Here is a 13,424-nt window from a genome sequence, read left to right as displayed (position 1 = left end):
TGTCTTGCCTCGATGATGACCGGTGACCGTGACCGTCTGTCACCCACTTGTACCTCCTCGTCACTCAGTCCGCACGACGCGTTCACTCCGCCTGCGGCCCGCGGCAGGATTACCCGTGGCCGTGAGTGGGAAACGTCGTAGGCGGTGAGTCCCGCCACGCCTGCGTGCCCGCGGGGGACGGCGGCCCACCGGGGCGGCCTATCGTCGCCGGGTGATCTGGTGGCATGCCGTTCTCATCGCGATAGCCGGCGTCTGGGCCGGGATGATCAACACCGTCGTCGGCTCCGGGACGCTGGTGACGTTCCCGGTGCTCGTGGCGCTCGGCTATCCGCCCGTCACCGCGACGACCTCGAACGCGATCGGGCTCGCGCCCGGGAGTGTCAGCGGCGCGATCGGGTACCGCCACGAACTGCGCGGCCACGGGCGTGTGCTGCTGTCGTTCCTGCCTGCATCGGTGCTCGGCGCCGTGGTCGGGACCATCCTGTTGCTGTCGCTGCCCCCCGATGCCTTCGAGACGATCGTTCCGGTGCTCATCGTGCTGGCGCTGGTGCTGGTGCTGGTGCAGCCGAAGGTGTCGGCGTGGGTGACGCGCAGACGGCAGCGTGCGGGTGTCGACGACGCCGACGGCGGATCGACGTCCGCGAAGGGCGCCGTGGGGCTCGTGACGCTGATCTTCCTGATCGGCATCTACGGCGGGTACTTCACCGCTGCGCAGGGCGTGATGCTGATGGCGGTCATGGGCATCCTCATGACCCTGCCGTTGCAGACGCTCAACGGCATCAAGAACGTGCTGTCCGCGGCCGTCAACATCGTCGCGGGCACGGTGTACGCCTTCGTCGCGCCGATCAGCTGGCCGGTTGTGGCGCTGCTGGCCGTTGGGTCGGTCATCGGCGGGCAGCTGGGCGCGAAGATCGGCAGGAAGTTGCCGCCCCGCGTGCTGCGCGGCGTGATCGTCGTCGTCGGCGCGGCAGCGGCCGTCCAACTGGTGGTGCAGCAGCTGTGAACCCGGGAGTGACCGGCGGCGTGACGGTCGCGGTCGTCGGGATGGGAGCCGTCGGGACGGCCCTCGCCGGGGCGTTGGCCGCGGCCGGGCACGACGTCGTGGCGTGCGGCAGGAGGCCGCTGTCGAGCATCGAGGTCGTCGGCGCCGGCGGCACGGCGACGTATCCCGTGCGCTGGGCGGCCGAGCCCGCCGACGTCGGTCCGGTGGCACTGACGATCCTCGCCACGAAGATCCACGACACCGGCGGTGCCGCGGGCTGGCTCGCGGCGCTCACCTCGACCGGCGGCGACGTCCTCGTGGCGCAGAACGGCGTCGACCAGGCCGAACGGGTCGGCCCGCTCATCGGCGGAGCCGGCGGGAGTCACCGCGGGGCCGGTTCGGTGGGGGTTGGTTCGGTGGGGGTTGTCGTGCCCGCGCTGGTCTACGTCAACGCCGAACGGGTCGCGCCGGGTGTCGTGCGCACGCGCCGCAGCGACTGCGATCTCGTCGTCCCCGGAACCGACGAGGCGGCGCCGGTGGCCGATCTGCTGGCCGGCGCGGGCCTGGTTGTCGAACGGTCGGCGGACTTCGCCACGGCGGCGTGGCGGAAGATGCTCACCAACGTCTCGGCGAACCCGATCACCGCCTTGACGGGGCGGCGGGTCGAGGTGCTCGCGGAGCAGCAGGTCGCGGAGCTGGCGATGCGGGTGCTGACCGAGGCGGTGGCCGTCGCGAACGCCGAGGGTGCCCGCCTGACCGACGCCGACGCCCGGGACGTCCTCACCTGGTTGCAAACGCTTGCGCCCGGCAGCACCACGTCGATGCTGCAGGACCGCGACGCCGGCAGGCCACTCGAACACGACGGGCTGACGGGCACCGTCGTCCGTCTCGGCGATCGGCACGGCATCGACGTCGGCGCCAACCGCACGCTGCTGTCCCTGCTGTCCGCCGTGTCGCCAGCCGCAGGTTCCGCGTCCCGCTAGCCGAGCGGGAACGCGCGGGCGGCGGCCAGCAGCATGTCGTTCTCCTCGGGCTGGCCGATGGTCACGCGCACGCCGTCCGGGGCGTAGCCGCGCACGACGACCTTGTGTTCCAGGGCGTGCTCGGTGAACTCCCCGGTGCGTTCGCGCAGCGGCAGCCACAGGAAGTTGGCCTGCGTCTCCGGCACCTCGAACCCGGTGTCCCGCAAGGCGGCCACGACCCGCGTCCGCTCCGCGATGATCGCCCGGCAGCGCTCCATCAGTTCGCCGGCCGCGTCGAGCGAGGCGATCGCCGCGCGCTGGGCCAGTGCGTTGGTGCTGAACGGCACGTAGACCTTGCGCAGTGCCGTGATCACCTCGGCGGGGCCGACGCCGTATCCGACGCGCAGGCCCGCGAGCCCGTATGCCTTGGAGAACGTCCGCAGCACGAGCACGTTCGGGTAGTGGCGGGCCAGTTCGACGCCGTCGGGCACGTCGTCGTCGGTCACGAACTCGCGGTACGCCTCGTCGAGGACCACCAGCACGTGCGACGGCACGGCGTCGAGGAAACGGGTGAGCGCCTCCCTTCCGACGACCGTGCCCGTCGGGTTGTTCGGGTTGCACACGAACACCAGGCGCGTGGCGGGGGTGATCGCGGCGAGCATGGCGTCGAGGTCGTGGACGTGCCCCTCGTCCAGCGGCACCGGGGCGGCCGCGGCGTTGGCGATCTGCGTGGCGATCGGATAGGCCTCGAACGAGCGCCACGCGTAGACCACTTCCTCACCGGGCGCGCACATCGCCTGCACGAGCTGTTGGCACAGCGCCACGGATCCGCATCCGACGGTGATCCGCTCGGTGGGCACGTCGAGTTCGCGGGAGAGCCGCTCGGTCAGGGCCGTCGACACCATGTCCGGGTAGCGGTTCACCTCGGCGGCGGCGTCGGCGATGGCGCGGGCGACGCTCGGCAGCGGTCCCAGCGGCGTCTCGTTGCTGGCCAGCTTCACCGCTCCCGGCACGGTCCGTCCCGCGACGTAGGCGGGCAGGCTCTCCAGGTCGGGCCTGGTGCGGAGCTGCGGCGCGGACGGGTCCGCCGGGGACTGGGATGCGCTGGACACGGTGAGGGCTCCCTGCTCTCGATCCGGTTGTGCGGGCGGGTCCGGTCTGCGGGATCGCTCCGCAGGCCGGTTCCACGCGGTCGGCCGCGTGGTGTCACCTCAACTTAACGCGGCCCGAGTCCTGCTGGTCGAGGGATGCGAAATCGTGCGAACCGGTCGGCAGCCGAGTGCGTCACAGTTACAGTGACGGACATCTAGTCGACCGGGGGTGTGATCGTGACCGAACCCAGCACGGCGCGCGACGACGGCGCGGCGGGCCAGCCGGTCGGCCTTGGGGACGGCGCCGGCCCTGTCGGCGCGCCGCCGACCGCGCCTGCGTTGGACTTCGCCGGTGGTGCGGCGGACAGGCTCGTCCCGGTGGCCGAGGAGCTGAACCAGGTCCGCGAGCAGATCGACAGCGGCGAGTTGCGCCTCGACGAGGGCGCCGCCCACAACCTGCTCGCGACGCTCATGCAGCTGCAGGGGCACGTCCACCGGCTCATCGCCGACGCGGGCGAGAACATCGCCGCGCCGCTGCGGTTCGGTGACAACTTCGTCGGCGAAACGCTTGCCGAACGGCTCCGGGGAGCCGCGGAGGGCGACGCCAACGCCGCGCTGCCCGTACTCAAGGCCTACGCCGCGCAGTTGGAGAAGCTCGAGGGCATCGTGCGCGCCGCGGCCGGCATGATCACCACGGCCGACGAGGAGGCCGGCGAAGACCTGCAGCGCATCGGGAGGTTCGAGTGATCGCGAAATGCCTGCCGCTGCCGTGGCCGCCGCGGGAGCCGGAGGGTCCGCCGCCCGGCAAGGACGCGTTGGAATCGGAGTTCGACTGGCAGGCCCTGCCGCACCGGGAACTGCACCGCATGGCCACGATGGGGGTCGACGCGGAAACGGCCGAGCAGGTGGCGAACAAGTGGGCCAAGCTCGGCGCCGAACTGCAGGACATCGGCGACAGCCTCCGCACCGCGTTGCGCGATGCCGCGGAAGGCTGGCAGGGCGGCGGCGTCGACCAGGCCCGCCAGCGCGTCGAACAGCTGTCGACGTGGACCGATCAGACCGCGCGGGACAGTCACGGCGTCGGCACGGCGATCCAGGCGCAGGCGCACCTGGCGCAGTGGGCGAAGAACAACATGCCGGAGCCTCCGCTGTTGTCGTATCCGTGGCCGTGGCGGCCGCCGATGCTGCCGGCCGAGCCGATCGCGCCGCACGAGTTCGCGCCCTACGACGACGGGGACGACGTCGTGGCCCTCGGCGGCCCGGATGCGGACACCGGCCGGCGTGCCGGGCTGCCCGGGGAGATCGACGTGCTGGGTGACGGCGATTCCGGCGGTACGGGAGGTACCGCGGGGCGGCGTCCCGGCGACGGCGGATGGGCGCTGGGTGGCGGGCCCTCCGGTTCCGGCGGGTTCGGCGGTTCCGGTGGGCTCGGCGGTTCCGCGGGGTCCGCCGGTGCGGGCTCCGGTGGCGGGGGTGGTGGGTTCGCCGACGCGGCCGAGCTGCCGCTCGACCCGATCTCCACCACCGAGCAGCGCGAGGAACTGCACCGCCAGGCAGCCCAGGTGATGCGGACCTACCAGCTCGAATCGGGCAACGTGTTCCGCGGTGTGCCGCAGTTCGTCATGCCGGGCGAGGACATCATCAAGGACGATCCGCGCGAGCCGGGCGAGCCCGCGCCGTCGCCGGAGGACCCTGGCACCGATCCGTCGCATCAGGTCGGGCCGCAGCCGTCCGGTGGTGGCAGTGGATTCACGCCCGGTGTCGTCGCGGCGCCGCTGGCCGCGGGCGCGGCGTCGGGAATGATGGCGGGAGCCACCGGTGGCGCGCCCGCATCCGGGATGCAGACCGGTGCCGGTGCGGCGGGTGCGCCGACGGGTGCCGGCGGCGGGCAGGCCGCGTCGGCCGCCGGTGCCGCGCGCAGTGCCGGCGGCGCGCCGATGGGCATGATGGGCGGTGCGGGCACACGGCCCAACCAGGACGAGGAGGCCGAGCACAACTCGCCGTCCTACCTGCAGGAGGAGGACGACGTCTGGGGCATGCCGGTGGGTCAGGTCGTGCCGCCGGTCATCGGTGAACGCAACTGGCGCGGGGACGAGTGACAACGGGTGCGTGACGAGGCTTCCGGATGGATCACGCTCCACCCGGGCGAGTTCTACCTGCTGTGGCGGACGCTCGAGCTCGGTGACATGCCGACCGTGCTCGGTGTGCCGCGGGCCGGGGCCACGGAGTCGTACCGCGCGGAACTGATCGCACTGGCCGACGAGTCGCTCGCCGACCGCGGACTGGGCACGGTGCGCTCGCCGGACCGTGACCTCGCGGACCTGCTGCGCACGCTGGCCGCTCCGGACGTGTCGGTGGACCTGAACGCATCGGGAGCCGACACCTCTTTCCGCTCCTACGGCGTCATCCGTGAGCGCGGCGCCGTGGCGGCGCGCACGTCGGGGCAGGAGGTACTCGTCGGGCCGGTGCGGCCGGCCGAGTTGATTCCGACGATGTTCGGGGCGTTGCCGGAGGTCGAAGCAGGTTCGGGAGCGCCGGCGAACGTCGGCTACGCGGATTACCGGCGGGCGTGCCGCGCGGGTGACCACGAGGGCGCGAGCGGATTCCTGGACGCGCTGGCCGAGGCCGGGGTGCGGTCGTCGCAGGCGTCGATGTTCCTGCGCGCGATCGAGGGCAGGCGCGCGGGCGGGTACGTCGGTGCGACCTCGCGCACACGGGGACGCACGCCGGGCACCGTGAACTGGGTCGATACCGAGCACGGCCGCTACGCGCTGCGCAAACTCGGTGACTGGGTGACCGTGACGCCTGCCGATGCGGCGAGATTGCGGGGCATGGCCGAGGAAATGGTCGACGATCTGACCTAAGGTCGCGGGCATGAGCACGCAGGGCAGCGACGCCACGAGCACGGGCGCACCGGAAGGCACCCGCACATCAGGAGGCAGCACGTCTGCCGGCAGCGGCATCCCCGAGGTTCTGTGGACGCCGACGCCGGAGCAGGTCGAGCGGACGCGAGTGGCGGATTTCCGCCGGTGGCTGGCCGACGAGCGCGGCGTGACCACGAAGAACTATGCGCAGCTGCACGAGTTCTCGACGACGTCCCTCGGCGATTTCTGGTCGGCCGTCGCCGAGTATCTGGGTGTGATCTGGCACGACGAACCGGGCCGGGTGCTGGCGGAACCGGAAATGCCGGGCACGACGTGGTTCGCGGACGGCACGCTGAACTACGCCGAGCACGCCCTGACCGGTGGGGTCGCGGGCGCGGCGAAGGCCGACAACGAGATCGCGGTGATCTTCACGCGGGAGGACGACCTCGAGCGGGAGCTGACGTACGGCGAGCTGCGCGGCCAGGTGGCGGCGGCGCGCGCCGGCTTGCGGGAACTGGGCGTCGGCAAGGGTGACCGCGTGGTGGCACTGGCGCCGAACTGCCCGGAGACCCTCGTGGCGTTCCTGGCCACGGCGAGTCTCGGCGCGATCTGGTCGTCGTGTTCGCCGGACTTCGGAGTGCGCGCGGTGGCTGACCGGTTCACGCAGATCGAGCCGAAGGTGCTGATCGCGGTCAACGGCTACCGCTACAACGGGCGCGCCTTCGACATCCGCCCCACTGTCGACGAACTTGTCGGGCAGTTGCCGGACCTCGGCTCGACGGTGCTGATCGACTACGAGGGCGGCGGCACCATGTCCGGCGCCCGCGGCTGGGACGACCTGCTCGCGGCGCATGCCGGTGCCGAGCTCGCGTTCGACGCCGTCGAGTTCGACCACCCGCTGTGGATCCTGTACTCGTCGGGCACGACCGGTCTGCCCAAGGGCATCGTGCAAGGGCATGGCGGCATCACGGTCGAACACCTGAAGGCCCTCGCGCTGCAGCAGGATCTCGGGCCGGGTGAGCGGTTCTTCTGGTTCACCACGACCGGCTGGATGATGTGGAATTTCCTGATCTCCGGGCTGCTCGTCGGTTCGACGGTGGTGCTGTACGACGGCAGCCCCGGACACCCCGATCTGGGTGCGCTGTGGCGGCTGGCCGCCAGGCACCGCGTGACGGTGTTCGGCACGTCGGCGCCGTTCGTGCAGAGTTGCTTGAAGGCGCACCTGAAGCCGGCCGAGGACCTGGACCTGTCGTCGCTCCGGGCGATCGGATCGACGGGGGCTCCGTTGTCGGAGGAGGGCTTCCGGTGGATCGCCGACGCCATCGGGCCACAGGTGCAGATCTGTTCGGTTTCCGGCGGTACGGACCTGTGCACGGCGTTCGTCGGTTCGGCTCCGGACGTGCCGGTGTGGCTGGGTGAACTGTCGTGCCGGAGCCTGGGCGCGGCGGTGCACGCCTACGACGACAGCGGGCGCGCGGTCGTCGACGAGGTGGGCGAGCTGGTGGTCACCAAGCCGATGCCGTCGATGCCGGTGATGTTCTGGAACGACCCGGACGGCAGCAGGCTGCGCGAGGCGTACTTCGAGGACTTCCCCGGTGTGTGGCGGCACGGGGACTGGATCAAGATCACCCGGCGCGGTTCGGCGATCATCTACGGCCGCAGCGATTCGACGCTCAACCGCGGCGGCGTGCGGATGGGCACCGCCGAGTTCTACCGCGTCGTCGAGAGTTACGAGGCGGTGGTGGACTCGCTGGTGATCGACACGTCAGCGGCGGGCGAGGAGGGCGAGCTGGTGTGCTTCCTCGTGCTCGCGGAGGGTGTGACCCTGGAGGACCTGGAGCCGGACCTGCGGAAACAGCTGCGCGCGGCGTTGTCGCCGAGGCACGTGCCGGACCGGTTCGTGGTGGTCGACGCGGTTCCCCGGACGCTGAACGGGAAGAAGTGCGAGGTGCCGGTGAAGAAGATCCTCTCCGGTGCCGATCCGGATCGTGCCGTGTCCCGTGACGCGCTGGCCAACCCGGACGCGCTGACGGCCTTTGTGGAGTACGCCGAACGCTCCTGACCCGCGTGTCCTGCGTTCGGGAGCGCGTGTCCTGCACCCAGACCCGCGTGTCCTGCACTCAGACCCGCGTGTTCTGCGCTTAGACCCGCGTGTTCTGCGCTTAGTCCTGCGTTCGGTCATCGTCCGCGCTGCCGCACGACTGCGTCCTCGCGCGTGTCCTGTAGCGCCGTTGCCGTCCGTGGAGGTGAGGTCTCGCCGTGGTCGCTGCTGCTCGGTGGCCGCGGTGAGGCGGGCCGCGACGGGCGCGGTGAGACCGAGGGGCCGACCCCGCACCCACCTGTGGGTCTGCGCGAGCCGATCTACACAAATCGCGATCACGCAGGTCACGGACATCGCGGTGCGGTCGTGCACGCGAAAGGGGGGTGGCTGGAAGTCTGGCATGGGGCATGCGTAAACTATGACGGCAGTGGTCGCGACCGACCCGGGAGGCTTCGCCTAGTCCGGTCTATGGCGCCGCACTGCTAATGCGGTTGGGAGTAACCCTCCCTCGCGGGTTCAAATCCCGCAGCCTCCGCTGACACTCGGAACACCCCGAGCGTCGGACCCGGCAAGCCGTCGGGTACAATTGAAAACGATGCGCCTGTAGCTCAACGGATAGAGCATCTGACTACGGATCAGAAGGTTTGGGGTTCGAATCCCTACAGGCGCGCAGAAACCCCCAGGTCACAGGCCTGGGGGTCTTTCTTTGCGCGATGCAGATCCGGGTGCGTTGCACATGCAGTGCACATCGGGATCGTCGCCTCAAGCGGCGGACTGCCGTTCGGCAACGACTTCGGCCCGTCGCTTGTCGAGGATGTCGGCGACCTCGTCGAGACGATCAGGGAACAGGTGCCCGTACACGTTGAGCGTCATCGAGGCATCCGCGTGCCCCAACATCTGCTGTACGACCTTCACGTCTGCCCCCGCGGCGATGGCCAGCGACGCCGCGGTGTGCCGCAGCTTGTGTGGAGTCAAACCCTCCACGTCGATCTTCGCCGCAGCTACAGCAGGGAGGAACTCCCGTGTGCGCCAGTTGTTCTTCCTCAGAGCGTTGCCCCGTGTCGTCGTGAACACGCGTGAGTCCGGGTCCCGATGTTCAACCAGCGGGCGAAGCTCGTCGGCTACCGACGCCGGGATGGGCACGGTCCTACGTTTGCCGCCCTTCGGCATGCCCTCCGCGTGCTTGCCGTTGACCTCGTAGAGGGTCGCCGCGACACGCACTCGCCGATTCACCAGGTCCACGTTCCGCACGCGCAGTGCGGCAGCCTCGCCCCAGCGCATGCCGGTGTAGGCCAGTAGCAGAATCAGCGGCCGGTTGATCGACGAGCACGCCGAGGCCTGGTTGTACTTCGTCCGCAGCTCGCTAGCCGCATCGGCCAAGGCTTCCACCTGGTCATACGTCAGGTAGATGTGCTCGGCCTCCGGCAGCACCGGGAGCTTCACACCCTGCGCCGGATTGACTCGAAGCCGGCGAGGCACGCACCAGCCGAGCACCATCGACAGAACCCGGAAAGCCAGACGGGCCTGTGCCGGACCAAGCCCCGAACCGCCTTCGTCCCGCGCCTTGATCAGCTTGCCGACCCACAGCCCGATGTCCTCGCCGTCGATGTCGGCCAGGGCAAGATCACCCCACTGCGGAAGGACGTGAGTGTCGAGCAGCTCGCGGTACTTCCACCACGTCGAGGGCTGTACGTCGTGGCGGGATTCCAGCCATTTCTCAGCCATCTCGGCGAACCGAACCTTTGCCACTGCCGGATCGACGTAGGTGCCAGCCTGCAACGACACTTCGAGGTCCGACCGGCGATCCTGAGCCCTGCTCTTGGTCGTCAGCGTCTCCGCCCGGAGTTTGCCTCGCCGGTCGTAGTAGCGCACCTGCCAGCGCCCAGGAGGCACCCGGCCCGCCGTTTTGGCGCGCGCTACGGCGTCGCGATACGCCTTCTCCCGAGTTCGGTCGTAGAGCCACACGCGTGCCATCAGATCGCCTCCTGGTTGTCGAACCATGCGTCGACGTCGTCGGCGCGGTAGCGGACGTATTTGCCGACGCGGCGTCCTGTGGGGCCGTAACCCTTGCTGCGCCATTGGTAGAGGGTGTTTTTTGGGATGCCGAGGTAGTCGGCGACGTCATCGATGCTGAGCAGCTTGTTGTTCACGGTGGTACTCCTCGCTGTACTTGGTTTTGCGGTCGTGGCGGATGCGTTCGGCGATGCCGGCGGCGAGTTCGCGTTCGGCGTCGTCGCGGTAGCCGGTGCCGTCGAAGCGCCAGTCGTTGACCACGGCGACGGTGTCGGCCTGCTCGGTGAGGCCGAGGCGTTCGAGGGTTTGGGCGTGGCGGTAGGCGCGCCGGTCGCCGCGGATGATCCGGAAGGTGGTCGAGTAGCGCTGGGATTTGGTGAGGAAGTGGCCGCGGAAGCCGAGCATGTGTGCCCAGCGGCGCAGGTTCAGTTCCGCGTATTCGGCCAGTTCGCCGAGGTCCCAGCAGGTTTGCACCATCCGCCGGTGATGCTCGGAGATCCGTAGATGGTCGATATCGCGTTGCGAGCGGATGGGCCGGTCGGCGGCCTCACTCGTGCCGGTGCCCTTGGTGGCGTACTTGGCGATGTATCCGGCGATGCCCTCATCGGTGACACGACCACGGTTGGTGTCGCCGGTGTCGCCGGTTTCGATGTGGCGCACGTCGACCTGATCGCCCCATTCGAGCACCAGCGGCGCCCCATCCGGACGGGCGATGCGCACCGACACCGCCGCGACCGCGGCCAACAGAGCGTCTTCCAACAGGTCCGGGGTCGCCCACGCCGGAGGCGGATCCGTGGCACCCTCGGGGCCGTCAATGCGGACGACGGCGTGAAAGTGGATCAGACCGCGCCGCTGGTATTCGGCGACCTTGCCGTAGGACAGGCGGGCGTGATCACGCAGGTCACGGACCGGGATCCCGGCACGTTTGGCGATCTCGCGGCGCAGGCGCATGGTGAAGCGCTGCCACAGGATGCCGGCGTTGGCCTGCCACAGCACCGCGCCGACGTAGTCGTAGGCGTCGGGGTCGATGGCGGTTCCGGCGCGGGGGTCGGCGTCGGGGTGGACCTCGCCGCAGCCGCACGGGATGCGCTTCCCACTGGAGGTCTTCCGGGCTTGGTGCACCCGGCCGAACGACGGGGCCGTCAGCGTGGCGAACACCCGGGCCCGGTCGGCGACAGTCTCCGGCACGCCCTTGGTGCCGCCGCACAGTCCGGCGCGGACGAGGTGGAAGGCGTCGGCGGCGTAGCGGTCCGAGCAGGACGGGCACACCGACGAACGCCGGTTCCCGCAGGGGGCGAAGATGTGCCCGGCGTGATCGTGCAGCACGTGTCCGGTGCGGGTGTCTTGGAGCTGGTGTGCTCCGTAGAGGCGGACCGGTTGGGCGCAGCCGTTGACCGCGCGCACCTTGGCCCGCCACTGCCCATAGCCGGTCGAGCGCAGCCGGTGCGCCAGCCGGTCGTCCAGTGTCTCCATCGAGCAGAGGCCCCCTTTTCGGTCGTGCACGCGAAAAGGGCGGGGTCACAGCCAACGTGTGGCCATGCCCCGCCCCGTGCGTGCGGTGTTGGTCAGCTCAGGACTGGATGTCCGTTGCGGGTAGTGAGTTGGTCGGCGATGCGCGCGGCCATGTCCCTCGGCAGGCGCATCTGGGTTTGGATCTCGTCGGCGGTGAGCTCGCGGCCCTCAGAACGGGCGGTGTCGACCAGTCCGTCGAGACGGCTTGCCAGCTCGGGCGGCAGCTTTACCCGCGGAATCGATGACGGCCGCTGTGGTTCCGATGCAGGCGCAGGATAAGCACCACGCACCGGTTCAGGATCGGCTTCTGCCGGTTCCGCGGACTCCGGTTCGGGATCGGCCTGTTCTGCCGGTTCCGGTTCGGGCTGTGCTGCCGGTGCCGGTGCCTCCGGTTCCGGGGTGGGTGTTGTCCGCATGAGCAGTTTGACCACCACGAGGAACCCGAGGGCGGGCATGGCGGCCACGATCCACCCGGCCACGCTCGGTTCGGCCAGGGCGACCTGGGCGGCCATCTGGATGCCGAAGGCGGCCACCAGCACCGCCATCGGGAACGTGACCTTGCGGGTTTGCCCACGGGCGTGATCGCGCTGGATCTCGAACCCGGCGACGACGGCCATGCCCTCGATGACCACCGCGGTTGCCCACGCCAGCCACCCGGTTTGCCCATGATGGACGGCCCACTCATGGGTATGGGTGAACCCGGCCGCCGCACCAATGCCGCCGAGGACGCTAGCCACTGCGATCCGGACGGTGTTCACCAGCCGCGGATGTCCCGCGGCTTTGGGGCCTGGCGGGCTCACGTGCTCCGCCAGTTCGGATCGGTGGCTCGGTCCTCCCACATCTGGACCGCGCGGCGTTTGTGTTCGGCCTCGGCTTCCAGTACGGCCGCCGTACGACGGTTCCACTCCGCCATGTCGATGCATGCCCTGCGGTGTGTGAAATCGTCGCTGCGCCCGAAGTAGTAGGCGTGCAACAGATCCGGATATTCGTTGATCACGCCGTCGAGCTGATCTCCGTGCTCGAACGGCCACGCGGGGTGCAGTCCTACAATCATCGATCTCTCCTCGGTAGGTCGGTGCCGTCGTCGAACTGCTGTGCCGTGCGGCGGGCCGCCTCGCCTTCCAGGTCCAGCAGGGAGGCGAACCGCCGGTACCACTCGGCCAGATCGGCGCACACCCTCCGCGCGGCCGCCCGATCTTCGGCGGCGTAGTAGGCGCGGAACAGGTCGCTGCGCTCGTCCAGCAGCCGGTTGATCTCCTGGCCGTACTCGAACTTCCAGGACTCGATCTGCTTCACACTCATCGGCCATCACCGACCGGGGCCAGTGCCGACCAGCGATCGAGCAGGTTGCGGCCGCGTTTGGTCAGCCGTAGCGGGGAGACTGGCCGTGACCAGCGGGCGGTGTGGCCGGTGAACGTGTCGCGCATCGGGCACAGCTCCACGTAGTCCTGCGTGATCAGGTGGTGCACGATGTCCTCTTCGGAGGCTTGCGTGACACCGCAATCGGCGTCGATGCGAGCGACCCGGTCGGTCTGGTCGACGATCCCGAACCGGCGTTCGGCGACTTCGGCCAGAACCTCGCGTGCCACGTGCGGTTTGACCGCCAACATCTGCGCCGGGCGCCGGGTCGGCCGAATATTCCCGCGGCGCTTCGGTGCGGCCGGGGCGGGGGTGTCGACCGCGAACAGCTCCGCCTGCGCGTCGTCGTGCTGTGTGCTCATCGGATTTTGTCCTTTCCGATCTTGCCGAACTCGCGGTCGCGCAGCTCTGCCACGCCGAGCCACAGGCCGAGTCCGACGCAGCCGAAGACCACGGCCGCGCTCCAGAACAGTGGTGAAAAGCCCTGCGCGGTATGGATCACCCAGAGCAGCAGCAGGGCGGGGACGGCGTACTTGCCCACCAGCCACGCCCGCCACACGAAAAATCCCCAACGCCACATGGCGTGTTCCTCTCTCTCTT

At 69.8% G+C, this 13,424-nt stretch carries 15 protein-coding genes and 2 tRNA genes; 8 read left to right on the top strand and 9 right to left on the bottom strand.

Annotation, left to right across the window (positions count from 1 at the left end):
• Nucleotides 1-211: 211 nt before the first annotated feature.
• Nucleotides 212-1,003, top strand: coding sequence for a sulfite exporter TauE/SafE family protein (locus FB384_RS06900; protein ID WP_183780387.1), 792 nt, complete (start codon nt 212-214; stop codon nt 1,001-1,003).
• Entirely contained in the window at nt 1,000-1,965 is a 966-nt protein-coding gene (locus FB384_RS06895; protein WP_221212658.1) for a ketopantoate reductase family protein, read from the top strand. The genes FB384_RS06900 and FB384_RS06895 overlap by 4 nt, the downstream gene beginning before the upstream one ends.
• On the opposite strand, the gene hisC is transcribed toward FB384_RS06895, so the two are convergent.
• Nucleotides 1,962-3,056 carry a histidinol-phosphate transaminase gene (gene hisC, locus FB384_RS06890; protein WP_183780383.1) on the bottom strand — a complete coding sequence of 365 codons (1,095 nt, stop codon included), beginning with the start codon at nt 3,054-3,056 and terminating at the stop codon, nt 1,962-1,964. The genes FB384_RS06895 and hisC overlap by 4 nt on opposite strands.
• A gap of 216 nt (nt 3,057-3,272) precedes the next feature.
• On the opposite strand from hisC, the gene FB384_RS06885 reads away from it, so the two are divergent.
• From FB384_RS06885 to FB384_RS06860, 6 genes are all read left to right on the top strand, one after another.
• Nucleotides 3,273-3,782: a hypothetical protein gene (locus FB384_RS06885; protein ID WP_183780380.1), complete on the top strand. Its 510-nt coding sequence runs from the start codon at nt 3,273-3,275 to the stop codon at nt 3,780-3,782.
• Nucleotides 3,779-5,134, top strand: coding sequence for a PPE domain-containing protein (locus tag FB384_RS27070; protein WP_183780377.1), 1,356 nt, complete (start codon nt 3,779-3,781; stop codon nt 5,132-5,134). Before FB384_RS06885 ends, FB384_RS27070 begins: the two co-directional genes overlap by 4 nt.
• A gap of 6 nt (nt 5,135-5,140) precedes the next feature.
• Complete coding sequence (locus FB384_RS06875) at nt 5,141-5,899, top strand: ESX secretion-associated protein EspG (protein ID WP_183780374.1); 759 nt, start codon at nt 5,141-5,143, stop codon at nt 5,897-5,899.
• Between the two features lie 10 nt (nt 5,900-5,909).
• A complete protein-coding gene (locus FB384_RS06870; RefSeq protein ID WP_183780371.1) occupies nt 5,910-7,961 on the top strand; it encodes an acetoacetate--CoA ligase in 2,052 nt (683 codons plus the stop codon).
• Nucleotides 7,962-8,385: 424 nt separating this feature from the next.
• Nucleotides 8,386-8,475 (top strand) — tRNA-Ser (locus tag FB384_RS06865).
• A 62-nt stretch (nt 8,476-8,537) separates the two neighbouring features.
• A tRNA-Arg gene (locus FB384_RS06860) sits at nt 8,538-8,610 on the top strand.
• Nucleotides 8,611-8,702: 92 nt separating this feature from the next.
• On the opposite strand, the gene FB384_RS06855 is transcribed toward FB384_RS06860, so the two are convergent.
• The 8 genes from FB384_RS06855 to FB384_RS06825 all read right to left on the bottom strand — a co-directional run bounded on the left by FB384_RS06855 (nt 8,703) and on the right by FB384_RS06825 (nt 13,404).
• A complete protein-coding gene (locus tag FB384_RS06855) occupies nt 8,703-9,914 on the bottom strand; it encodes a tyrosine-type recombinase/integrase (RefSeq protein WP_183780368.1) in 1,212 nt (403 codons plus the stop codon).
• Nucleotides 9,914-10,090, bottom strand: a complete 177-nt coding sequence (locus FB384_RS06850) for a helix-turn-helix transcriptional regulator (RefSeq protein ID WP_183780366.1) — start codon at nt 10,088-10,090, stop codon at nt 9,914-9,916. Before FB384_RS06850 ends, FB384_RS06855 begins: the two co-directional genes overlap by 1 nt.
• The gene (locus tag FB384_RS06845) at nt 10,062-11,426 is read right to left on the bottom strand and encodes a replication initiator (RefSeq protein WP_183780364.1); all 1,365 of its coding nucleotides are present in this window, start codon (nt 11,424-11,426) and stop codon (nt 10,062-10,064) included. Before FB384_RS06845 ends, FB384_RS06850 begins: the two co-directional genes overlap by 29 nt.
• Before the next feature lie 92 nt (nt 11,427-11,518).
• Nucleotides 11,519-12,202 (bottom strand): DUF2637 domain-containing protein, encoded by a 684-nt coding sequence (locus FB384_RS06840; protein ID WP_323985146.1) that lies wholly within the window; start codon nt 12,200-12,202, stop codon nt 11,519-11,521.
• Between the two features lie 59 nt (nt 12,203-12,261).
• Nucleotides 12,262-12,519, bottom strand: a complete 258-nt coding sequence (locus tag FB384_RS26760; protein ID WP_228725975.1) for a hypothetical protein — start codon at nt 12,517-12,519, stop codon at nt 12,262-12,264.
• Complete coding sequence (locus FB384_RS06835; RefSeq protein WP_183780362.1) at nt 12,516-12,767, bottom strand: hypothetical protein; 252 nt, start codon at nt 12,765-12,767, stop codon at nt 12,516-12,518. The genes FB384_RS26760 and FB384_RS06835 overlap by 4 nt, the downstream gene beginning before the upstream one ends.
• Nucleotides 12,764-13,186 carry a hypothetical protein gene (locus FB384_RS06830; protein ID WP_183780360.1) on the bottom strand — a complete coding sequence of 141 codons (423 nt, stop codon included), beginning with the start codon at nt 13,184-13,186 and terminating at the stop codon, nt 12,764-12,766. The genes FB384_RS06835 and FB384_RS06830 overlap by 4 nt, the downstream gene beginning before the upstream one ends.
• Nucleotides 13,183-13,404: a hypothetical protein gene (locus FB384_RS06825; protein WP_183780358.1), complete on the bottom strand. Its 222-nt coding sequence runs from the start codon at nt 13,402-13,404 to the stop codon at nt 13,183-13,185. The genes FB384_RS06830 and FB384_RS06825 overlap by 4 nt, the downstream gene beginning before the upstream one ends.
• Nucleotides 13,405-13,424 lie beyond the last annotated feature (20 nt).

This window comes from Prauserella sediminis, from assembly GCF_014195435.1.
Classification (GTDB): domain Bacteria; phylum Actinomycetota; class Actinomycetes; order Mycobacteriales; family Pseudonocardiaceae; genus Prauserella; species Prauserella salsuginis.
This window is presented reverse-complemented; position numbering and strand designations above follow the sequence as displayed.

Bases quoted from the DNA above. Each gene is read 5' to 3' on its own strand.
- FB384_RS06870 (WP_183780371.1), top strand. From the start codon at position 5,910: ATGAGCACGCAGGGCAGCGACGCCACGAGCACGGGCGCACCGGAAGGC.
- FB384_RS06855 (WP_183780368.1), bottom strand. From the start codon at position 9,914: ATGGCACGCGTGTGGCTCTACGACCGAACTCGGGAGAAGGCGTATCGC.
- FB384_RS06845 (WP_183780364.1), bottom strand. From the start codon at position 11,426: ATGGAGACACTGGACGACCGGCTGGCGCACCGGCTGCGCTCGACCGGC.
- FB384_RS26760 (WP_228725975.1), bottom strand. From the start codon at position 12,519: ATGATTGTAGGACTGCACCCCGCGTGGCCGTTCGAGCACGGAGATCAG.
- FB384_RS06835 (WP_183780362.1), bottom strand. From the start codon at position 12,767: ATGAGTGTGAAGCAGATCGAGTCCTGGAAGTTCGAGTACGGCCAGGAG.
- FB384_RS06830 (WP_183780360.1), bottom strand. From the start codon at position 13,186: ATGAGCACACAGCACGACGACGCGCAGGCGGAGCTGTTCGCGGTCGAC.
- FB384_RS06825 (WP_183780358.1), bottom strand. From the start codon at position 13,404: ATGTGGCGTTGGGGATTTTTCGTGTGGCGGGCGTGGCTGGTGGGCAAG.